The sequence below is a fragment of the Lacticaseibacillus paracasei subsp. paracasei genome (genome assembly GCF_000829035.1).
GTDB lineage: Bacteria > Bacillota > Bacilli > Lactobacillales > Lactobacillaceae > Lacticaseibacillus > Lacticaseibacillus paracasei.
Genome location: NZ_AP012541.1, coordinates 1,778,538 through 1,800,362, shown reverse-complemented (window position 1 = coordinate 1,800,362; position 21,825 = coordinate 1,778,538). Strand labels below are relative to the sequence as shown.

General features: G+C 45.7%; 22 protein-coding genes and 1 tRNA gene. 16 read left to right on the top strand and 7 right to left on the bottom strand.

Translation table 11 applies throughout. The features are described 5' to 3' along the window. The first annotated feature begins 43 nt into the window (after positions 1-43). The gene (locus LBPC_RS08855; protein WP_003594944.1) at positions 44-496 is read left to right on the top strand and encodes a SprT family protein; all 453 of its coding nucleotides are present in this window, start codon (positions 44-46) and stop codon (positions 494-496) included. Here the strand turns inward: LBPC_RS08855 and LBPC_RS08850 are convergent. Together LBPC_RS08850 and LBPC_RS08845 are read right to left on the bottom strand one after the other, a co-directional pair. Continuing rightward, the gene (locus LBPC_RS08850) at positions 489-953 is read right to left on the bottom strand and encodes a GNAT family N-acetyltransferase (protein ID WP_003594941.1); all 465 of its coding nucleotides are present in this window, start codon (positions 951-953) and stop codon (positions 489-491) included. The genes LBPC_RS08855 and LBPC_RS08850 overlap by 8 nt on opposite strands. A gap of 140 nt (positions 954-1,093) precedes the next feature. Then, positions 1,094-1,179: transfer RNA gene (locus LBPC_RS08845), tRNA-Leu, on the bottom strand. Positions 1,180-1,680: 501 nt separating this feature from the next. Between LBPC_RS08845 and LBPC_RS08840 the strand changes: the two genes are divergently transcribed. Then, positions 1,681-2,286 carry an ECF transporter S component gene (locus tag LBPC_RS08840; RefSeq protein WP_003660559.1) on the top strand — a complete coding sequence of 202 codons (606 nt, stop codon included), beginning with the start codon at positions 1,681-1,683 and terminating at the stop codon, positions 2,284-2,286. A 78-nt stretch (positions 2,287-2,364) separates the two neighbouring features. Continuing rightward, positions 2,365-3,504 carry a M20 family metallopeptidase gene (locus LBPC_RS08835; RefSeq protein WP_003566065.1) on the top strand — a complete coding sequence of 380 codons (1,140 nt, stop codon included), beginning with the start codon at positions 2,365-2,367 and terminating at the stop codon, positions 3,502-3,504. A gap of 59 nt (positions 3,505-3,563) precedes the next feature. Here LBPC_RS08835 and LBPC_RS08830 read toward each other — a convergent pair whose 3' ends face one another. Then, a complete protein-coding gene (locus LBPC_RS08830) occupies positions 3,564-4,382 on the bottom strand; it encodes an aldose epimerase family protein (protein ID WP_003660562.1) in 819 nt (272 codons plus the stop codon). Positions 4,383-4,494: 112 nt separating this feature from the next. Between LBPC_RS08830 and LBPC_RS08825 the strand changes: the two genes are divergently transcribed. Then, a complete protein-coding gene (locus tag LBPC_RS08825) occupies positions 4,495-5,058 on the top strand; it encodes a restriction endonuclease (RefSeq protein ID WP_003575983.1) in 564 nt (187 codons plus the stop codon). Positions 5,059-5,205: 147 nt separating this feature from the next. Then, positions 5,206-6,036 (top strand): TIM barrel protein, encoded by an 831-nt coding sequence (locus tag LBPC_RS08820; RefSeq protein ID WP_003660564.1) that lies wholly within the window; start codon positions 5,206-5,208, stop codon positions 6,034-6,036. On the opposite strand, the gene LBPC_RS08815 is transcribed toward LBPC_RS08820, so the two are convergent. Next, a complete protein-coding gene (locus LBPC_RS08815; protein ID WP_003566056.1) occupies positions 6,037-6,336 on the bottom strand; it encodes a hypothetical protein in 300 nt (99 codons plus the stop codon). Positions 6,337-6,680: 344 nt separating this feature from the next. Between LBPC_RS08815 and LBPC_RS08810 the strand changes: the two genes are divergently transcribed. From LBPC_RS08810 to LBPC_RS08760, 10 genes are all read left to right on the top strand, one after another. After that, the gene (locus LBPC_RS08810; protein WP_003575992.1) at positions 6,681-7,862 is read left to right on the top strand and encodes a thiolase family protein; all 1,182 of its coding nucleotides are present in this window, start codon (positions 6,681-6,683) and stop codon (positions 7,860-7,862) included. An 11-nt stretch (positions 7,863-7,873) separates the two neighbouring features. After that, the gene (locus LBPC_RS08805) at positions 7,874-9,154 is read left to right on the top strand and encodes a hydroxymethylglutaryl-CoA reductase, degradative (protein WP_003575994.1); all 1,281 of its coding nucleotides are present in this window, start codon (positions 7,874-7,876) and stop codon (positions 9,152-9,154) included. Beyond that, positions 9,138-10,304 (top strand): hydroxymethylglutaryl-CoA synthase, encoded by a 1,167-nt coding sequence (locus LBPC_RS08800; RefSeq protein WP_003594933.1) that lies wholly within the window; start codon positions 9,138-9,140, stop codon positions 10,302-10,304. The genes LBPC_RS08805 and LBPC_RS08800 overlap by 17 nt, the downstream gene beginning before the upstream one ends. Before the next feature lie 323 nt (positions 10,305-10,627). Next, complete coding sequence (gene spxB, locus LBPC_RS08795; protein ID WP_003660565.1) at positions 10,628-12,382, top strand: pyruvate oxidase; 1,755 nt, start codon at positions 10,628-10,630, stop codon at positions 12,380-12,382. A 318-nt stretch (positions 12,383-12,700) separates the two neighbouring features. Next, positions 12,701-13,015: a PTS sugar transporter subunit IIB gene (locus LBPC_RS08785; protein WP_003566047.1), complete on the top strand. Its 315-nt coding sequence runs from the start codon at positions 12,701-12,703 to the stop codon at positions 13,013-13,015. 9 nt (positions 13,016-13,024) lie between these two features. Next, positions 13,025-13,342, top strand: a complete 318-nt coding sequence (locus tag LBPC_RS08780) for a PTS lactose/cellobiose transporter subunit IIA (protein WP_003566045.1) — start codon at positions 13,025-13,027, stop codon at positions 13,340-13,342. 26 nt (positions 13,343-13,368) lie between these two features. Then, positions 13,369-13,863: a hypothetical protein gene (locus tag LBPC_RS08775; protein WP_003566043.1), complete on the top strand. Its 495-nt coding sequence runs from the start codon at positions 13,369-13,371 to the stop codon at positions 13,861-13,863. Positions 13,864-13,885: 22 nt separating this feature from the next. Next, positions 13,886-15,250: a PTS cellobiose transporter subunit IIC gene (gene celB / locus LBPC_RS08770; protein WP_003566041.1), complete on the top strand. Its 1,365-nt coding sequence runs from the start codon at positions 13,886-13,888 to the stop codon at positions 15,248-15,250. A gap of 52 nt (positions 15,251-15,302) precedes the next feature. Further along, positions 15,303-16,739, top strand: coding sequence for a 6-phospho-beta-glucosidase (locus LBPC_RS08765; RefSeq protein ID WP_003566039.1), 1,437 nt, complete (start codon positions 15,303-15,305; stop codon positions 16,737-16,739). A 143-nt stretch (positions 16,740-16,882) separates the two neighbouring features. Then, positions 16,883-17,620, top strand: coding sequence for a GntR family transcriptional regulator (locus LBPC_RS08760; RefSeq protein WP_003566037.1), 738 nt, complete (start codon positions 16,883-16,885; stop codon positions 17,618-17,620). 83 nt (positions 17,621-17,703) lie between these two features. Here LBPC_RS08760 and LBPC_RS08755 read toward each other — a convergent pair whose 3' ends face one another. Both LBPC_RS08755 and rlmD read right to left on the bottom strand, forming a co-directional pair. Then, on the bottom strand, positions 17,704-18,177 hold the full coding sequence (locus LBPC_RS08755; protein ID WP_003566035.1) for a nucleoside 2-deoxyribosyltransferase: 474 nt from the start codon (positions 18,175-18,177) through the stop codon (positions 17,704-17,706). A 284-nt stretch (positions 18,178-18,461) separates the two neighbouring features. Then, a complete protein-coding gene (rlmD, locus tag LBPC_RS08750; protein WP_003660571.1) occupies positions 18,462-19,829 on the bottom strand; it encodes a 23S rRNA (uracil(1939)-C(5))-methyltransferase RlmD in 1,368 nt (455 codons plus the stop codon). Between the two features lie 76 nt (positions 19,830-19,905). On the opposite strand from rlmD, the gene LBPC_RS08745 reads away from it, so the two are divergent. Continuing rightward, positions 19,906-20,280 carry a hypothetical protein gene (locus LBPC_RS08745; protein ID WP_003566031.1) on the top strand — a complete coding sequence of 125 codons (375 nt, stop codon included), beginning with the start codon at positions 19,906-19,908 and terminating at the stop codon, positions 20,278-20,280. Here the strand turns inward: LBPC_RS08745 and LBPC_RS08740 are convergent. Next, entirely contained in the window at positions 20,274-21,809 is a 1,536-nt protein-coding gene (locus LBPC_RS08740) for a helix-turn-helix domain-containing protein (RefSeq protein ID WP_003594908.1), read from the bottom strand. The two genes, LBPC_RS08745 and LBPC_RS08740, sit on opposite strands and share 7 nt — an antisense overlap. Positions 21,810-21,825: the final 16 nt, after the last annotated feature.

Genomic DNA, 21,825 nt, shown 5'->3' with positions numbered 1-21,825 from the left:
AACTACGGGTGACTTGGAGTAAACTATTGGCTCGGAGGTAGATATGACAGATCAAGAATTACAGGCCCGCGTTGAGACGATCTCGTTGAAAGCATTCCATCAACCTTTTCGCCATCACGCTGTTTTTAATAATCGGCTGAAAACGACGGGTGGCCGCTTTCATCCGGCTGATATGAACTTAGACTTCAACCCCAAGCTATTTGCGGTTTATCCTGCGAGTGTCACCGATGGCATTATTAAACATGAGCTGGTGCATTACCACCTATATGATCACCATCGCGGCTATCAGCATCGCGATCACGACTTTAAGCAGCTCTTGACTGCAGTTGGCGGGTCACGTTTTGCGCCACCGTTGCCAGTGAACGGCCATCAGTACGTGTATGTATGCACCCATTGCGGTCGCCAATTCGTTCGTCGCCGTCACATTGATGTTCGGCGGTACGCGTGTGGTGTCTGTCGCGGTAAATTGCGCCTGCAAAAGACGTTGGCTAGTTAAGCGGTTTTTGCAAAATCAGACTTACCGGTTCAAACCCAGCTTTGGCATAGACTTGTTGGGCAGTCTGATTGGCATTCAAAACGTTTAACTGAATGAAAGTGGCATCATGGCTTTTGGCAAAAGCCGTAACCGCGTCCATAAGCTGTTTAGCCAATCCCTGATGCCGTTGCGCAGGGATCACATAAAGATCGATCAGCTGGGCAAAATGTTGCGGAACAAATTCCGCATTGTCGCCAGTGCGAGCCAAAACGACAAGTGCAAACCCACTTAAAGTACCAGCCGTTTCGGTCACGAAAAGCCGAGCAAGGTCATTTTGCAAGTAGTCGGCAAAATATTGACGATTGTCGCTAGTTAATGGACGATAAGTTTCAGGGGCCATCGTCGCCATTTCAGCGGTTAGTTGTTGATAGAGGTGAACAATGGCACCGAGATCGATAAATTGAGCTTCGCGAAGCATAGAGAAACTCCTTTCAATGACTTGTGTGACATGATAATTGATTAAAACAGCTGCTAGAGAGCCTTGCCGGTAGTTAGAAAATCTAAGGTGGCAAAAAAGACCCGACCAACAAGATGTCCTGTTGGTCGGGTCTTTTGTGATGCGGGCAAGAAGACTCGAACTTCCATGAGCAATAATGCTCACAAGATCCTTAATCTTGCGCGTCTACCAATTCCGCCATGCCCGCATGGCTAATTAAGCACAAGAAATATTATAGGAAATTAGGGATTTAAAGTCAAACTTTATTTTTCAAGAGCGTTCGCCACCCCGGTTAGAAACCGGAGTGTAAGCGGACTTGACCGTGATGGCCTGGGTTTGGCCATTGCGGTCAAGGTCCTTACAGGCAGGTTTCTGGGGTGGCGAACGCGTTTAGAAACCGTAGTGTAAGTGGGATGGCCGCACAATGGCCATTGCGACCAAGGCCCTTACACGTTAGTTTCTGGGCTGGCTCACGTGTTTAGAAACCGGCGGATAAGTCAATGACCGATTTTCAGTCATTTATTTATGAGGTCTTTATGTGTAGTCTCCTCCAACTAGGAGCGTGTTTTGTGCAACGCCATCGCGGGAATTCTTTGACAGCCAACCTTTTCCCTAGCGTTTCCGGTAAAAGTCTTCCTCCCAGCATCACTTTCCTCGAACGTGTATAATTTGATAAAATCAAACTTAGACAATTTGGAGGTAGCAGCGCATGACGCAACGCGGAAAAGCTTATAATATTGCGATTATTGGTATTCTTGGTGCTTTGATTATTCTTCAGGCTTATATTCCAATGCTCGGATATGTGCAGATTTTTCCGGCTTGGCCTGCGATTTCAACGATTCATTTGACTGTCATCATTGGTGGTATTGTATTAGGCTATGGCGGCGGTGCCAGCCTTGGCTTATTATGGGGGTTAACCAGTCTGATTCGGGCGTATACATCAGCGACTGATCCAGTGACCCTGCTGCTGTTTAGAAATCCGATTATCGCCATCGTGCCGCGTGTCATGGTTGGTTTGGTGGCGGCATTTATTTTTCATCAATTGTTCAAGAAAAAACAAACACCGTTAGCGCAAACCGTTAAAATGGTTTTCGCCGGTGTTGTCGGTGCTTTGACGAACACCTTGCTGGTCATTGGGTTTACATGGTTGATGTTTGCCAGTAAAGCAGCGCAAATTGTGCCGGGTGCGGATGCGACCAACCTAGGATGGTTATTGATGACGGCTTTGGCGATTAACGCCGTAGCCGAGGCCTTGTTGGGCGGTATCGTGACGCCAATTTTGGGTCATGCATTATTACGATTCAGACGGAAATAAGCGTTAAATGTTGTGCTGAGCGGCTGTCCGAAGCCAAACAAAAGCAGAATACAAACGATCATAAGTGGAGGCCTTATCTTGACAGAAGAAGAACAAGTCGTTGATTTACTCAGTGCCATGGTAAAGATACCAAGTGTGGCAGCAAAAGAAGGTCAGGTAGCAGACCTGATTGAAACCTTTTTAGCCCCTGAGTTGAAAGCCGGATTGATTAAACGGGAACGCATCAGTTATGCGCCCGGTCGTGATAATTTGGTGCTGACGATCGGTAATCCTAATGCCCAGCGCTGGCTCGGTGTGGATGGCCATATGGATGTGGTTGACCCTGGGAACGTCAATAAATGGCAGTTTCCACCATTCTCAGCACATGTAGAAGATGGCAAGTTGTACGGTCGTGGTGCAACTGACATGAAGTCTGGACTGGCTGCAGCGGTTGTGGCATTCAAGCAAGCTGCCCATGAAAAATTGGATCATGGAATTCAGTTGATGGCGACAGTTGGTGAAGAAGTTGATAATGACGGCGCACGCCAACTGTCTGCCGCCGGTTACGGAGATCGTTTAACTGGACTGCTTGTGGCCGAACCCGGCAATAGCAATGTTGACGCTGCTGAACGCGGTATTATTGATTACACATTGACCGCGCACGGGAAAGCAGCACATTCGTCTCGGCCAGATTTAGGGGCAAATGCCATTCATGGGTTGTTTGCATTTGCGAATGCAGCGCTAACTGCAACAGCGCCGTTGCAGGCAAAAGAGGACCCCATTCTTGGTCATGCCACGCATAATATTGATATTATCCATGGTGGCAATCAGATCAACTCGATTCCGGAGTCCGCATATTTGCGCGGTAACATCCGGACAACCATGATTGCGGATAATGATGCGTTTATTGCGGCGTTGAAACAAGCAGCTAAAACGACAGTGCCTAAGGGTGTTCGGTTGAGTCTGTCAATTGATTCCGTTTTAGGGGCAGCTGCGGCTTCACCTGATAATGATTTGATTCAGTTGGTACAGACAGCCCGTCAACGTGCGGGGCTGAATCGTGGTCAAGTGGCCTATCGCACCGGCATCACGGATGCGGCGTTGTTCTATCATGACGGTCTTGATTTAGCTATTTATGGCCCGGGAAATGAAACGTCTCATGAGACGGATGAATACGTCACTTTAAAAGACGTCTTTGACAGTGTTAAAGTCTTCAAGGATGTTTTTATGAACTATTAATCATCAATGATTGGAAAAAAGGTTTGACCCCACAACAGATACCGTGGGGTCAAACCTTTTTAGTTTGCGTTGCTAGATAAGTGAAATTCCGCATGATGCCGCCAAGTTGCACCGGCTGGCAACACCCACGGCAGAGCGTCTTGGTTCATTTCCGGCGAAAAGCCGACTGCTACATTGGGTTGGCCGAGAATACCGTTAAAATTATTTTCGGAGTTGATGCCAGCGTAAGAATCAATTCTCGTGAATGAAGCATCGCTTAGATATGCCAACTGCCAATCGGCGGCCGCAAGGGAATAGCGTTGCGCAGTCTCACAGCGGGCAGTTTTAGGGACAGGGGTAACATGTTCATCGGCAGTCAACTTGGCTGAAAGCATTGTTTGGGCAGGGTCGGCAGTGAGCAGCCAAGGCAAATTGAGCCGGGGATGTATTTTCAAGTCGGCAGTGGTTGCCACCTGCATGTCAATCTGCCACAAATTGTCATTTGTCAATCGGTGGGTAATACTGAGTTCTCGCTGGCCTGGCTGACCGTCAGCATTTTCAGGTAATGTTAGGGTGAATGTGATGGCTAGATCGGTTTCTTGACTGGTTTTAACCGCCCAATTCCAGTTTTGCCATGAACCCGGGGCTAGCTCAGCGTCAGCTGCCTGTAAAGGGCCGGTAAAGGAGCCTAGGTAACCGGGTTGGTGTAAGTAGTCTTCCAGCGTGACGAACCCGAGCAGCAGATTAGGATCGTCACCTGCAGCATTTGGCAGGCGAACCTGTTGAACCCGAGCACCAAACGTTAAAAAACGTAGCGTCATCTGATGGTCATTGACTAAAGAATACTGGGTAATCCGTTCGCTACCGACTTTGGCAAAGATCTTGGCACTTAGTTGCATGACGAAAACGCTTCCTCTCTCAATCCCTTAAGCGTACAGAAAAATTGGCAGAGATTCAATGCAATTACGCGGTGAATCTGCTAGGCTTAAAGGGAAAGAGAGGGGTAGACCCATGAGAACGTTACTCAAAAAAGCCTATCAGCTGTTGTGGGGGCTCTTTATTTTGGGACTCGCTTACAGCTTTTGGGCCCGCAGTTTTCTGCCCCGCCAACTGCGGCAATATGGTGATCCGGCTAGTTTTGGAATCATCAGTCTTTTTGTTGTGATCAATGCCATCATGCTTTATCATCATCATTTTCGTTTTCGTGATTTGAAAATGGAAACTGTCGATATCATGGAGGGTGAAAAGTTTGAATCTTTTTGCGCGTATCTGTTGAAGCGCAATGGGTTTAATCACATTCAACTGACGCAGGCTTCAGGTGATCAAGGAATTGACATTATTGCCCGCAAAAAAGGTAAAACGATTGGCTTTCAGTGCAAGCGTTACACAGGTTTCGTTGGCAACAAGGCCGTGCAGGAAGTTTGGGCGGGCCATCATTTTTACCAGCTCGACGAAGCGGCGGTGATCACCAATAGCGAATTTTCTGATTCGGCGATCGCCTTGGCCGATGACTTGGGTGTGATGCTGATTGATCGTAAAAAGTTGAAACGTTTAATGCGCCGGTTGCCAAGTTAAAAAGACAACTGAAATTTGAAAGTACAAGTAGGAGCGCTTCGAAAGCGTAGCAGAAGCCGCTTAGAGCCTTGGTCAGCGATGCTTAACGTTCTTATGAGCAATTTTTGGGATCATGAGCGGGTTTTGAATTAAGGAGGAAAAGTGTACATGCTATTAGGCTTAAAGGCTAGTACAGATGAGCGGCAGATTCGTGATCGGCTGCAATATCATCCTGATGTATTCGAATTTCATCTCACCGAAAATGATTTTACCGAAGCTGGATGGTCGCATTTTGTACAGATGGCAGCATTAGTTCAGAGTCAGGTGCCAACGGTGGTTTTTCATCATCCGATGCGGTTTCGCGGCCAGCGTAATGAGCTTGCCATGAATCCGACGAAGTATCCTACACGCTATGACTTTTTAATGACAAGTTCGGTTAAACTCATGAACTTTGCCAAAAAAGCTAACGCCACGGCTTTGATTCACGGCGGATACCGCGTTGACACGCCTGGTGATTATGCTGGCTGGACAGATGTGGGCAAAGCACAAGACATTGCCTTGGCGCGCATGATTGCTTTTGCTCAGGAAGCACCGGGCCATGTCGTGTTTGAAAATTCCATGTCACCGATTTTCCGATATGGTGATCCCACCTTTGAAGACCGTTTGTTGCGCTGGCATTTACCTTTAGCCTATGATACCAGTCATACATTTATTGTGTTACATGGCGATAATGATCGGCTCATGGCCAGCCTAGCGCATCTGAAGCCGCTGATTCGGCACTATCATCTTGTTGATTCCATGGGGCAAACGCATGATAGTTTACCGCTTGGCCGCGGACGGATTGATTGGGCGCGGGTCTTGCCACTATTGAATCAAGATGCGAGTCGGATTTATGAAATTGGCTTAAAGGATCAGTTTGATTGTCGGGAAATGATTGAAAGTCATCATTATTTGGAAAGCGTTGCTAAACGGTTAGCTGCGACCAAACATCCAGCGTAATCAATTGAGCAGCAAGCCAATTTGCCGTTTAACAAATCCAAATAACGCACGCGGTTCATCAACATCAGCTAGATAAACGAATCGTTGCTGTAAATCAGGTTGGTTCAGTAAGAGTTGCAATTCCCAAACGCGCAATGCGGCTTTGCGCTCAGGATTAGGCTGAAAGACCAGTTGCGGTTGATCATTAACGGTTGTTAACTTAAAATCGTCAAAACGACTTGGTGTCGGCTTTGTGTCGAGTAACACCGAGGCGTTTTTATTTTGATCGGCTAGTAAAGCCAGCAAATCGGTGACACGCATGAGGTAGCCTTCTTTCGAAATGATTCATTAAGGATTGGTCAAGATGGTTGTTGCTTTGGGGAACAATCGCATACAATCTATTTAGTAAACGGAGATGAGTAGCGTTTTTAGGCGATCGCCAACCCAAAAGTCGGTGTAACCGGGTTGGCTCACGCTCTTATTATATCAGTGCGTCATCTGAACGACTGTGATAAACTGAAACGGTTTATCTCAGCATATGCTTGTCGAAACGCGTTCATAGCCACAGAAACCGGCACATCAGAACCACGAGAACAATGGCTCGGCCATTGCCCTCGTTCTTGATTATGCGCCGGTTGGCTGTTCACGCTCTTTAGGAGGTCATCATGGAAGAAGTTGTGATTCTAAGTGCCAAACGGACGCCGATTGGTAAGTTGGGTGGTGATTTGGCTGGCGCCAGTGCCGTTGATTTAGGGGTTGCGGCAGCGCAGGCGGCGATTAAGGCTGCACGAATTGACCCAGCGTTACTCAACCAGGCGATCTTTGGTAATGTCATGCAGGCTGGTTCTGGGCAGAATGTTGCCCGACAAATCGGATTAAAAAGCGGTATGGCCACTAGCAGCACGGCGATGACTGTCAATGAAGTCTGTGGCTCAGGCCTGAAGGCAGTGCGGCTTGGGCAAGCTGCCATTCAACTCGGCGAGGCTGACGCGGTGCTTGTGGGCGGTACCGAAAGCATGAGTCAAGTACCTTATTACGCCGAAGCGGTTCGTTCAGGCCACAAATTTGGCGATACAACGCTGGTTGACGGTTTGAGTCGCGATGGATTAAATGATGCCTTCAGTCAACAGCCAATGGGAATCACGGCGGAAAATGTGGCGACACAATTTAACGTCAGTCGTCAGGAGCAAGATGAGTTTGCTCTCCGTTCGCATTTACGCGCCGCGGCCGCCGCAGCTGAGGGTCGGTTTAAGAGTCAGATCGCCCCAGTGACGATTGCTGCCCGTCACGGGGATGTCATCGTAGATCGTGATTCAGCCATTCGGCCCGATACGTCATTGGCTAAATTAGCCCAATTACCGCCTGTTTTTGAAGTCGGCGGTACTGTTACAGCAGGTAACGCAAGCGGCATTAATGATGGCGCAGCCGCCTTGATCCTGATGGCAAAATCGAAAGCCGAACAACTGGGGCTCCATTATTTAGCGACGATCACTGGTTTTGCCGAGGTGGGTATTGATCCGGCAATTATGGGGTATGCGCCAAAACTGGCGATCGATAAAATACTGCAGGCAACCGGCGGCTCTATCGCGGCAATTGATCAAATTGAATTGAATGAAGCATTTGCCTCACAAAGCGTTGCTGTGGCTCGTGACCTTGGTTTAAAGGATGAACAATTCAATATCAATGGTGGCGCCTTAGCGTTGGGTCATCCATTGGGAGCTTCAGGTGCCCGAATTTTAATCTCATTATTGTACGATCTGGCTGAACGTAATCAACGCCAAGGCATTGCCGCATTGTGCGTTGGCGGTGGCATCGGTATCGCCATGCAAATCGCGATGCATGTCTGAGGGAGATCGTGATGAAATTTTACGAGTTGTCTCCAGAAAAACGGCGTGACCAATTGGTTCAAGAAGGGTGGTTAACAACACAGGATGCTGCGTTGTTAGCTGGTACGCATAGCTTGCCTGAAGTCACAGGAGCGCGTCTGATCGAAAATGCTATCGGCGAGTTTCCTTTACCCCTAGGCGTTGCTCGCAATTTGTTGGTCAATGGACAGCTACATCAAGTGCCTATAGCGGATGAGGAACCTTCTGTGATTGCAGCTGCCAGTAATGGGGCCAGGCTTGCGACTGCAAACGGCGGCGTTAGGACCCATGTAGCGGCGCATCGAGTGGTCGCTGAAGTAGTCCTGACTAACTTGACCGACTTAGTGCAAGCAAGGCAAACGATTTTGGCTCATCAGACTGATATTCAGAAAGTCATTGCGGTTGCGCATCCTTCGATGATTCAACGTGGCGGTGGTCTTGATCAGTTAACAGTCGAATCACTAGGAGCGCAGTTCTTGAAAATCCGTTTAACGCTCGATCCGCAACAGGCAATGGGGGCCAATTATGCGAATACAGTTGCCGAAGCGGTCGCAGCGGCGGTGACAAGCTGGGTAGACGGTGATGTGCTTGTCAGTATTCTAACCAACGCGCCAACAGAACTCGTGACGGCTGAGGTTTCGCTTGAGCCGGTTTCTTTAGCGACGAAAGCTGTTTCTGGAGATGTGATTGCTAAGAAAATTGTTCAGCTTAGCGATTTAGCCTTTGTCGATGCTGAGCGGGCAGTGACCCACAACAAGGGCATTCTTAACGGTATTATTGGTGCTGTATTGGCTACTGGCAATGATACCCGCGCTGTCGCAGCAAGTATCGGTGCATTTGCATGTGCGTCTGGCAGGTATCAGCCTTTATCGCGCTGGTATATGGATCAGGGCCATTTAGTTGGTCACTTACAGCTGCCCTTGCCGATGGGGGCAGTTGGCGGGGCGATCGGTGCTTTACCAATGGCGCAGGTTGTCCGTCGGCTCGGTGGGTATCAGAATTTAGCTATCATGCAGCAAGTTATTGCCGCCCTCGGGTTGGTGCAAAATCTTGCTGCGATGCGAGCATTGGCTGGACCGGGGATTCAAGCTGGTCACATGAAGTTGCAAGCTAATGCCCTCGCCATTGCTGCCGGGGCAACAGAAACAGAATTGCCGATGCTTGTGAACGCACTTCGTCAAGGTAGTATGGATTTAAAACATGCGCAACAATATTTAACAACCATTCGTTTAAACAAGAAAGTAGGCCAATCAAAAGATGAAAATCGGGATTGATGCAATCGCTATGGACACCCCAGATTTCTACGTTGATTTAGTAAAACTCGCGCAGGTTCGAGGTGATGATCCGGACAAATATACGATTGGCATTGGCCAAGACGAGCAAGCGGTACCACCTTCTAGCCAAGACATTGTCACGATGGGTGCGAATGCAGCGACAAAGTTGTTGACGCCAGCGATTCGCGCTAGCTTGGGCATGGTCTTGGTTGGTACTGAAAGTGGTGTTGATGCCAGTAAATCGTCTGCATTGTTTATTCATGATTTATTGGCACTCCCTGAGTGGGTGCGGGCCGTTGAGTTAAAGGAAGCTTGTTATGGCGGTACTGCCGCACTAATGATGGCGCGTGACTACATCGCCGCTCACCCAGATAAAACCGTTTTAGTCATTGCTGCGGATATCGCCCGGTACGGTTTGGCAACAGCAGGAGAAGTCACACAAGGTGCGGGCGCGGTTGCCATGTTAATCAAAGCAGAGCCGCACATCATGACCATTGAAGACGATTCGGTTTATCGGTCTGAATCTATTGACGATTTTTGGCGGCCGGTTTATCAAGACACAGCAATTGCACAAGGAAAGTATTCAACGGAACAATATTTAGCTTTTTTTCAAGCAATTTGGTCACGATACCAGACCCAACGCCATCACACAGCAAGTGATTTTGCTGCGATGACATTCCATTTACCGTATACCAAAATGGGCAAGAAAGCTTTAAAGCTTGTTCTGCCGGACACAGATGAAGCCACTGGCGAGCGACTGCAACGGCGCTTTGAGGCAAGCACTCGGTACTGCCGGCGAGTTGGCAATATTTATACCGGTTCTTTGTATTTGGGTCTGCTGTCGTTGTTGGACAATGATACTAGCTTGAAAGCGGGTGACCGGATCGGTTTATTCTCGTATGGCTCCGGGGCCGTGGCAGAATTTTTTAGCGGCATCTTGCAACCGGATTTTGCCGCACAACTGCATGCAGCCAATCACGCTAAAATGTTGGCTGATCGTCAGGAATTAACCGTTCCTGAATACGAAGCTGTTTTCAGCGATAAGGTGCCTTATGATCCAGAAGATTATCGTAGTGATCCGACTTATTATCATGGTCAGTTTGTTTTGACCGGTGTGATCGGTCAAGAACGTCAATATCAGCAGCGGTAATGCTTGACAGCTAATAAGATGATGAACAGGACCGTCCCTCGACGGTCCTGTTTTTTGATCCATGATCCTGATCATCATGAAGTTAATTTGTGAAAAAGATTTACCAAGCATGTTATGGCGTGGTGATGCTGTATTAGTTCACTTGTTTGACTGTTATGGTGTCGTCGCTTGCTAGTTTAAGCGTTTTATACGCTAAGGTCGCAATTTGGGCGTTAAGGTTGCTTAAACCAGATGAAAGGGCTTGCATTGTTATCAATAAATTGTTATACTCGTAATCGTAAAGAACTTACAAAATGTAAGTAATAATATTGGAGGCAAGTGTCATGACAGAAAAAATAAACGCCGCAGACGCAATGATCAAGGTGCTCGAAGACTGGGGTATCCATAATATTTATGGGTTACCGGGCGGTTCCTTTGATAGTACCATGAATGCGCTGTACAATCGCCGTCACACCATTAATTATGTTCAGGTTCGCCATGAAGAAGTAGGCGCATTGGCTGCTGCAGGTGAAGCTAAGGTAACGGGTCGAATCGGGGCGACGTTTGGTTCTGCCGGTCCTGGTGCTGTTCATCTTCTGAATGGGTTGTATGACGCACAGTATGATAATGTGCCAGTTTTGGCATTGGTAGGGCAAGTACCAACTGCTGCCATGAACACCAATTATTTCCAAGAAATGAACGAGAACCCAATGTTTGCTGATGTGTCTGTATACAACCGTACAGCCATGACTGCTGAGCAATTGCCTCATGTTGTTGACGAGGCGATTCGTCAGGCTTATAAGCATAACGGGGTTGCCGTTGTGACTATTCCAAAGGATTTAGGTTGGACCCAGATTGATGACAATTATGTATCATCAGCCAATCTGTACCAGAAGCCGCTTTTGCCTGATCCAGACCCGGATCAGGTTGCCGCAGCTTGGGATATCTTGAAAGATGCGAAGAAGCCAATCTTGTATGTTGGAAATGGCGCGCGGGGTGCGCGCGACGAGATCATCGCTTTCTCAGAAAAAACGCATATTCCGATCATCACGACTGCCTTGGCTAAGGGAATCGTGCCTGATGATTATAAGGCAAACATGGGCTCGGCCGGCCGTGTGGCTTCTAAACCTGGCGTTGAAGTTGCGCGCGGTGCTGACACCGTCTTGTTCTTGGGATCGGATTTCCCATTCCAGCCATACTTTATAGCACCAAATGCTAAATACATTCAGGTTGATATTGACGGTAGCAAGTTTGGCCGTCGTCACACGGTTGACTTAGCTGTTTTGGCCGATGCTAAGAAGTTCATCAAGGCACTGAGCGAAAAGGCTGATCAATTGCCAGAAAGCGCTTGGTATCGGGCTGCTCTGGCCAACAAGGAAAATTGGCGCGAGTGGATGACTTCATTTGAAGATGATGGCTCCACGCCACTGCGCGTTGAACCAATCTTCAAATTGATCAATGAGATGGCCGAAAAAGATGCCATTTTCCAAGTAGACGTTGGCAATGTTACCATCAATGGGATGCGTTATCTGAAGACCAATGATGATCAAGTGTTCACGACGTCTGGCTGGTATGCGACAATGGGTTATGCCTTGCCAGCAGCGATTGGTGCGCAAGCGGAATTCCCTGATCGGCAAGTTTGGTCAATTTCTGGTGATGGTGGATTTGCCATGGTCATGCAGGATATTCTGACACAGGTCAAATATCATATGCCAATCATCAACGTTGTTTTGACGAATGAGAGTTTGGGCTTTATTGAAGCTGAACAGGATGACACGCAACAGCCGCACTCCGGGGTTGATTTAATTGATGCCGATTATGGTAAGGCAGCTGAAGCGTTAGGTGCTCAAGGATTTGAAGTGCACAATCTGGACGAATTGAAAGCCGCATTTTCTAAGGCAAAAGATCGTAAGGGTCCGGTTGTCATTGATGTGAAGATTTCTGATCTTCGTCCAATTCCGGTTGAACAACTTGTTTTGGACAAGCAAACTCAGGATCCTGCTGCTGTGGATGCTTTTGTGAAGAAATATCATGCAGAAAGTCTGATTCCATTCCGACAGTTATTGGAAGATGCGGAGAAACCGGTAACAAATGCTTAACTGGTTGACTTAAAATATAAATTATAAAGCTTTCCAGCAATTAATATGCCTTGCTGGAAGGCTTTTTTTTGCTTATCGCTATTTGAAGTCTTCATTATCAGTTGCCGGCCTTTTGCGATAAGGCGTAGAGACAAAATTTCAAAAAGTTCAAGAAATCGTTTACAAGAAAGCGATTTCTTGGTATTATAAAAGTCGTTCGAACGAATAGTCATTCGAATGACTTCTGATATGGCTCGTTAAGCTAGCGAGTATGCTGATATTAAAAAGTCATTCTGTGGTGAACAATAACTTTGAAATTTTGAAAGCGAGGAAAAACTAATGGGTAAGAAGACAATTATGTTAGTTTGTGCAGCAGGTATGTCAACCAGTATGTTAGTCAAAAAAATGGAAGATGCAGCGACCAAAGATGGTATTGAAGCAAAAATCTTTGCTACTTCGGCTTCAGATGCCCATGACAAGTTAGATTCAGAAAAGCCAGATGTCCTGATGCTTGGACCACAAGTGCGTTATTTAGAGGGAGATTTCAAAAAGGATCTTAGTATCCCAGTTCAAGTGATCAATATGCAGGATTACGGCTTAATGAAAGGCGAAAATGTTCTAAAAACGGCGCTTAAGCTGATTGACGAGCAGTAGGAGGTCAGGATGAACGAGCAAGAGCAACTAGTGATCATGCAGCTAATTATGGCCGGAGGAAATGCAAAAGGATCTTCTTTTGAGGCAATTAAAGCTGCAAAAGTCGGTGATTTTTCTACCGCAGAAGCAAAACTGAAAGAGGCAGACAGCTTTCTGTCAGATGCACATAATGCACAAACAGGTATGTTAACCGAAGAAGCTCAAGGGAAAAAACATCCAGTATCATTATTGATGGTGCACGGACAGGATCATGTTATGAATGCAATCACATTTCGAGACTTAGCAGGGGAAATCGTTGACCTCTATAAAAAGTTAGCTACGAAATAAGTCTAAGCGAAAGGAATGTGACACGCATGTCAGACCAAAATAAAGCAAGATATGACAAGAGTCGGAGAGAATTAAGCTTAACTAGTATGTACTTTAATCGCTATTTATTAATCCGTTACGTGACCGCCGGTTTTTTCTTTGCAAATTTATATTGGTTTTTTCTTAGTTTGGGCACACAGGGCGCGATGAAATGGGTACCGTTTTGTTTGACCGTTATAAATGCAGTGGTAGCGGTTGAACAAGTAAGTAAGTACTGGCGAAGAGATAGCAAGTTACCATTTACTAAGTTCGGTTATGTAGTTCAGTTAATAAGCAATTTCCTGAGCTTATCCATAATTGTCGCTGGATCTGGGACAAAACTGTTTCCATTTTTAGGACAAAAGGGTTTATCTCTGGCAACGACTGTTCTGTTAATTGGTCTAGGCATATGTTTTTATCTCTTAGTGCGTATCCGTTTGATTGAAAAAAATCAGGATCGGTATTTACAACAAATAAATAAATTTGCTCAAAGCATACAATGAGCTCAAACAAGGAGACAAAACTATGGATTCAAGTAATAATAAATTGTTTAAATTTATGAACAATCATTTGATGGGACCAATGGGAAAACTTGCCTCGTTCAGAATCGTTCGCGGAGTCATGGCTGCCGGAATGGCATCCATTCCATTTACCATCGTTGGATCAATGTTTTTAATTATTAATGTTCTCCCCCAAAGTTTTCCGGCATTAGTCGGTATTTGGAAGGGTTCTTTTGATAAGGTTGCAAATTTGTATATGCTTGCCAATGGCGCGACCATGGGCATTTTAGCACTTTATTTCTGTTTAGTTTTTGGTTATGAATATACTCGCATTCAGGCTCAGGAAGAAAAAATTGATATTAATCCTCTAAATGGTGCATTGCTTTCTATGATGGCGTTTTTTATGTGTATACCTGAATTAGTCTTTAAAGGTGGGACAGCGACCTTGGTCACCGAAATCACCAAGGACAACAAGATTATAGATGGTTATGCCATCGCAGGTGGGGTAACTCGGCTGGGAACGACTGGTATCTTTACGGCCATTATCATGTCGATTATTGCAGTAAAACTTTATGCGTGGTTTGTTAAAAAGAATATTGTGGTCAGTATGCCGGATACCGTCCCAGCTGGTGTTTCACGTTCCTTTACAGCTTTGATTCCGACCGCTGCGATTGCCTTAACTGTCATTATCATTAATGGTATTTTGATGGCATTCAACACCGATATCTATAAGATTGTTGCTATTCCGTTTGGTTTTGTTACTAACCTGACCAGTACATGGGTAGGACTAATGGTCGTCTACTTTATCATGCATGCGCTTTGGATCGTTGGCATTCACGGCGCAACGATTGTGACCTCGTTCCTTACCCCAATTGTTCTCTCCAATATGCAGTTGAATCAGAAGGGGGCAAACATCCCATTTGCCGGAGAATTTAATAACTGTTTTGTGACTATAGGTGGATCAGGCGCTACGCTTGGAATGGTTATTTTTATCGCCTTCTTTGCAAAATCGGCACAGCTTGGTGCATTAGGCAAGGCATCTGTTGTTCCAGCTTTCTTCAACATTAACGAACCAATTCTTTTCGGTATGCCAGTTGTTTATAATCCATATACAGCGATTCCATTCTTCTTAGCACCGATGGCATCCATGAGTATGGCTTACTTCGCAATTTCAATGCATTGGGTTAAACCGATGATTGCACAGCCGGCATGGCCAACACCACTTGGTCTTTCAGGGTTCATCGGCACGGCAGGCGATTGGCGAGCAATTGTTTTAGCTTTCGTTTGTGCGCTTGTAGCCTTCCTGATTTGGTTCCCATTTATTAAGTTCTATGATGGCAAACTATATAAAGATGAGCAGGCAAAAGGTGCAGCGGAGGCGGCGGCTTAAGAAGCGGCAGACCAATTGTAAATGGTTCGAGGACTAAATAAGGAGGATTATTTTGACAGCATTTCCTAAAGGTTTCTTGTGGGGCGGCGCAGTCGCTGCTCATCAATTCGAAGGTGGGTGGCAAGCAGGCGGTAAAGGGGTCAGCATTGCTGATGTGATGACCGCAGGCGATAATGAAACTAAACGCAGAATTACAGACGGTGTTCAATCAGGCGAGAATTATCCCAATCATGATGCTATTGATTATTATCATCGCTATCATGAAGATGATCAGCTCTTTGCTGATTTAGGCTTGAACTGTTTTCGGACAAGCATAGCTTGGACTAGAATTTTCCCGAATGGTGATGAAGAACAGCCGAACGAAGCAGGGCTGAAATTTTATGATGACGTGTTTGATGATCTTTTATCGCATCAGATTGAACCAGTGATTACCTTGTCACATTTTGAAATGCCTTATCACCTTGTCAAAAAATATGGTGGTTGGCGTAGTCGTAAGGTGATTGATTTCTTCGTCAAATTTGCGACTGTTGTGTTTGATCGGTACAAAGACAAAGTTAAATATTGGATGACTTTTAACGAAATCAATAATCAGGTTGGCATGATGAATGAATGGTCTCTGTTCACCAATTCTGGGCTACTGATCAAGCCTGATGAAGATAAAGAAGCAGTCATGTTTCAAGCCGCTCATTATGAGGCCGTTGCAAGTGCCTTGGCAGTCCAAATTGGGCATCGGATTAACCCCGATTTTCAAATTGGCTGTATGGTTGCGATGGGTCCTGTTTATCCCGCAACACCGAATCCAAATGATGTGTTTAAAGCTGAGCGAACGATGCAGACTAATTATTATCTGGCAGATGTCCAAGTAAAGGGCAAGTATCCTGCATTTTTGGATCGTTATTTTGATCGACATGCGTTTAACTTGGACATCACACTTGAAGATCGTGATGTTTTATTAGCTGGGAAAGTCGATTATATTGGATTTTCTTACTATGCTTCCCATGTCACTGAAGCCTCACAAGATGAACCTACAGACTTTATTACCATGGGACACAATCGAGAGGTTAAGAATTCGACGCTTCAACGTTCAGACTGGGGTTGGGAGATTGATCCAGTCGGGTTGCGTTATGCACTCAACTGGTTTAGTGATCGATATGAGGTACCCTTATTTATTGTCGAAAACGGTTTTGGGGCATTTGATAAGATCAATCAGGATGGCCATATTCAAGACGACTATCGAATCGATTATTTACGTCAACATATTAATCAGATGCGACTTGCGGTTGAGGTCGATGGTGTCAAGCTGATGGGTTATACACCGTGGGGCATTATTGATTTGGTTTCGGCGGGAACCGGTCAAATGGAAAAACGTTATGGCGTGATTTATGTTGATAAAGATGATCAAGGTAAAGGCACACTTGCACGAAGCAAAAAAGCCTCTTTTGATTGGTTTCAAAAAGTGATTCGTAGTAACGGGGATGATCTCGCCTAGCATGAAAATGCATGTAGTCAAAAAAACGCCTTTCGAAGGGCGTTTTTTTTACTGGAGACGTGGAGCTAGTCCGGAACAGTAAATGGCGGTATAATAACATGAAATGACTGAGCTTGGAAGCAAAGTTGAAAGGCGGAAATAAATTGTCTCAGCGGGAAAGTAGCTATGATATTAAAACACTCGAGAATCAATTAATCAAGGCGATTCAACAAGGTGCTATTCAAGATGAAGATGGTCAACTACCTGCTGAGCCGGAATTGATGCGTCAATATCAAGTCACTCGTTACACGTTACGACAAGCCTTAAAAGATCTTGCCAATTTGGGCTACATTTATCAGGCACATGGTAGCGGCACTTTTGCTCGCCCACACCACGTTGAGGGGGCCATATCGCTTCAAAATAACGTTGGGTTGACGGAAGAAATGGCGAGACAGGGACGAGTTGTTAAAACAACGGCAATTCATCAACAAGTCATTACGCTAGATCAGGCAGATTTTTTGCCTGAAAGCCAGAAATTGCCGAATGAGACGACATTAATTTCGGTGACCCGGCAACGAACACTAGACGGTCAACCGTTCTTAGTAGAACACTCGTATTATTTAAGATCGATTGTGGACAACATTCCGAATAGTGCATTAAAGGGGTCCCTATTTGCTTTTATTGATCAAAAGCCTGGTCTGAAAGTTGGATTCATTGACTCTGTAATTGAGTGTGAAATGATTTCTGGCTTACCAGCCAAATTCTTTGGGATTGCAGACGGAAGTCCAAGTTTAGTTGTTCGTGACGATTCGTATCTAAGTTCTGGAAAATTATTTGCGTTTTCGAAAATCTTTTATGACTTTCGTAAAACCAAATTTTTTATGCTTAAGAAAATGCATTAATTTTCTTAATTCGGCTGATAGTGACATGTAAAAAAGCCTGCTAACATATTAGCAAGCTTTTTTACATGTCACTAGAATCGGATTTAAGCACGGGATTTGATACTGGCGATCAAGCTATCCTCATCAGTTAAAATGGCGCCGTTAAGTTTAATTAAACCAGTGGTATACAGATTGAGATAGTGAAACTGGTTTTCTGCAACTTGTTGCAAAGCACCGAGTTTTTGTTGATTGGCGGCGCCTAACCGTCGACTGTCCGTGTAAAGACCCAAAATAGGAATCTTAGCAGCATAGGCAACGCCGATTTCACTAGCGACCCCGTTATCGATCACGGGGCCATCGAGAATGGCAATCATCAAATCAGCTGACAGCAGCCGCTTGGTGTCGGCTTCGGCAATCATTTTCGAATCGGCGTATGCCTCTTTGTTGTTGATCGCGGCATTTTCTTGAGGCACATACATGTCAACATCTGGTAAGGCGCGGCGAATTTGGGCAGCGAGTTGCGCATTGTAATTAAAATCAGCATGACTGAACAAGGCGTTAGCAAAGTAAATTTTCATTTTTTAAGACCTCGTCTGTAGTTTGCGGGATTGTTGGTTTAGGTGGGGTGCCGTGAAGTGGTGGCCTGATGAAACGCGTTCACAGTCGCAAAATCTGACACATACAGACCTTGAAACTAAACGGCCGTATATGGCTCGGCTTCTAAACGCGGCTGTTCACGCTCTTTTTGAAACGCGTTCACAGCCGCAGAAACCTCCACATAAGGACCTCAAGCCGTAACCAGCCGGGCTTTGGCTGGTTACGGCTTGAGGCCGCTTATGTTACGGTTCCTAAACGCAGCTGTTCACGCTCTTGTAAATTTTACCACTGCTTCGCATCGTGCTGTTTGTGGAAACATGTCGATGCTTTGAATCCAGTCGACTTTGTAGCGTTTAGTGAGGAAAACGAGATCACGGGCCAAGGTGGAAGGGTTGCAGGAAATGTAGACAAATTTGGGTGGATCGAGTTCAAGGAGGGCGTCGATGAAGGCACGCTCTAGTCCAGCTCGTGGCGGGTCAACGATGACCGCGTCTGGTTTCATGCCTTCCTGAACCCATTTTGGAAAAATGTCTTCAGCCTTGCCCACTGAATAATGGGCATTGGTGAGGCCATTTGCTTTAGCATTTGCCTCGGCATCGGCAATGCCTTCCGCAATGGTGTCCATTCCGTAAATAGGTTGATTGCCTTTTGCTAAACTGATGCCGACTGTTCCGATCCCACAGTACGCATCAATTAAGGTGTCGTGCGGCCCTAAATCAAGTGCTTTTGCGGCCAATGTATAAAGTGTCTCTGTTTGTTTTGGGTTCAGTTGGAGAAATGCTTGTGGTGAGAGTTGAAAAGTCCGGCCTAACAGTGTTTCTTGGATATAAGGGAGACCTGCCAGCAGGCGACTTTCTTTGCCCCAAATTAAGGATGTTTCGCCAGGATTGATATTCTGGGCGATGCTGACCACCATGGGAAGCTGAGTGGCGATGCCATTGAGCAATTCGCCTTCGTGCGGTAATTTTGGACTGTTCGTGATGAACGTGACCTGGACTTCTTTCGTTGCAAATGATTCGCGAACAACCAATGTTTTGACAATTCCGGAGCGCTTTTTCTCGTTATAGATCGGGATCTGAAGCTGTTCGAGAATCTGACACAAGGTTGTCACGACTTTCATTGTCAGCGGTGCTTGGGTCAGAAACTTGGTTAAAGGGATGAGATGATGTGAGTTTGGAGCATAAAGACCTGCGCGTACGTGACCATCAATGACCCGAACAGGAAATTGGGCCTTGTTTCGATAGTGCGTTGGTTGTGCCATGCCAATCGTCGGCCGCAAATCATAATGGGTCCAGCCAGTCGGTTTAAATTTGGCAAGCGATTGTGCGACGACATCTCGCTTAAATCGCAATTGCGCCGGATAAGCGAGATGATTGAGTTCGACCCCGCCGATTTGTCCAAATAGCGGTTCTGCCGGGGTTACGCGATTTGGTGACGCCGTCCGAATTTTATGAACTTTGGCCTCAAGATAACGGTCGTGAATCCCAGTAACCTCTGCGACGACGACCTCTTGAGGTAGTGCACCGGTAACAAACGTAATTTTCCGTTGATAATAACCGATACCTGCGCCATTAATGTCTAGACGCTTGATGGTCAGGGGAAAACGCTGACCGATTTTGACAGTGACTGCCATGAAATGCTCCTTGCTTTGAGAAATGGTGACGAGGCTTAAGAATGTTTAGTATAATGAATCATCGGGAGGATTTAATGTGAAAATCAATTATTCGAATACGATGAGTAGAAAAATGACAGCAACGGTGTGGCAAAATGACACGCCGCATACGATACGAGTTGGCGAGACGCTAGACTTAAAGGTGCAACGCGGCGATAAGATTACTTATAAAGTTGGTCGGTTTAATGCGATCCACACGATTGACTATCAAAGTCCGGATGCCCAATTTGAAATTCAAATCAATCGCAGCCTACAAAATGCCTATTTTGTTGTGATGTTTGCGATGGTAGTCTTTCTTTGGTTTAATCGCAACTTCAGTCAAACGATTCTAATTGCAGCGGTCATTTTGGGACTTGCCGGGTATGAAGCCCTAGTCTACTTTGTCGGCTACACGGCAAAACCGATTCACTGACGAGTCTGATTCGTATCGGCTGCTGTTCGTTGCTCGCGCTGTAGGCGTTTTAAGCGTTGAAAAAGGTGAAAATAGTCTTGATCGCTGGGTTCCTTGGACCAAGTGATCAAGGGAACAGTTGGATCAAACGGGTGGCCCATGCAAGGGATCACCCGTTTTGGCTTTGTCAGCGTTGTAATGATCAAATCAGGATTGATTGCCTCGGTTGGAGGCACAACGCGAATAAAGCCTAAATCGTTTAAAAAGTTTAAGAGATCCCGTTTGACGAAAGAATCATGTTCAATCAAAACGTTAACGACCATTTGCATGTCACGATTGAGTTCAGGATAATTATCATTGACTAATATATAGAGACCATTAATAAATTGGCTTGTAAAGTCTGCGTAGATTGACTCAGGCGCCATTTTGGGAATTCGTTTCAAACAGTCGCGAATTTTGGCCGTCAATTGGCTTGTTCGTGCTTCGTCATGCAATGTCGAAGCAAAATCAAGCCTCTGACTAAAATGACCATTCAGCACATACTCGGTGAAACTTAATCGGTAAAGATTGGCTATCATGACTTGATTTTCGGCAATTAACTGACTTTTGGTTTCTTTTAATTGGTTATTCAAAGAAGTGACCAGATGTCGCACAAATCGATTCACTAAGTTATCTTTACTTTGAAAATGGGTCATGATCTGATAATCAATTTGATGTGGTTGCCGAGTGACGGTCATAAAATACATACGCGAAAAATAGTAATACTGTTTTTCTGCTTTTAATTCAGAAGCAGATAAATTGGGAAAGTAGTCTGGCGTAAAAATCAAATCTGGCAATTCAGTTTCACCGTCAAACAACAGCTGCATTCGCCGATTTGGTAAAAGGGCGTGCCCACAGTTGATTCGTAACATCTGAATGGCGAGAATCAGTAAAGCTTCTTTGGACATTGGTTGGATTGGTGACACCAAGAAAGCCTGTTTTGTTTGGTTGATTACCTTGAGAAGTGCTTTTGGTTCCCGCTCTTCTGCACTTGAAAATGGCCATCCTGCCCCGCGATAGGCTAATGTAAAGAAGGTGAACATGGCTAAGCGTATATGCAATTCATCGCCTTCAATGGCCCAAGTAGTACTATTTAGCGTGACACCATTGTCAGCTAAGTAGTCTCGAAACGGCGAAATTCGGCGCCGTAACGTTGAAATACTTGTTTGATGGTGCTGCTTGAAGGCGTGAAAGTCCGAATGCGGATTCTTGAAAACCCCATCGAAAAATTCAAATGGTAGACTGTTTTTTAATAGCGAGAACCGATAACGATCAATCGAAACATCAGGCAAAACTGCTGCGAAGCTTGATTCGTCAATCTTTTTGTCAGGTAAGATTTGGTTGAGCTGTGCTAAAACGGTCTGAAATGCCGTATAAGTCTGCGAATACGAAAGCCCAGTATTGCGGCTAAGCGTATTGATCGACATTGTCGTCTGTTGTAGGGTCTTCATTGCCCGGAATAGTTGATAATTAATTAAGCTGTGCCGGTCAAAGAAACTGGCTTCAAACATAACGAGCCTCCAAATT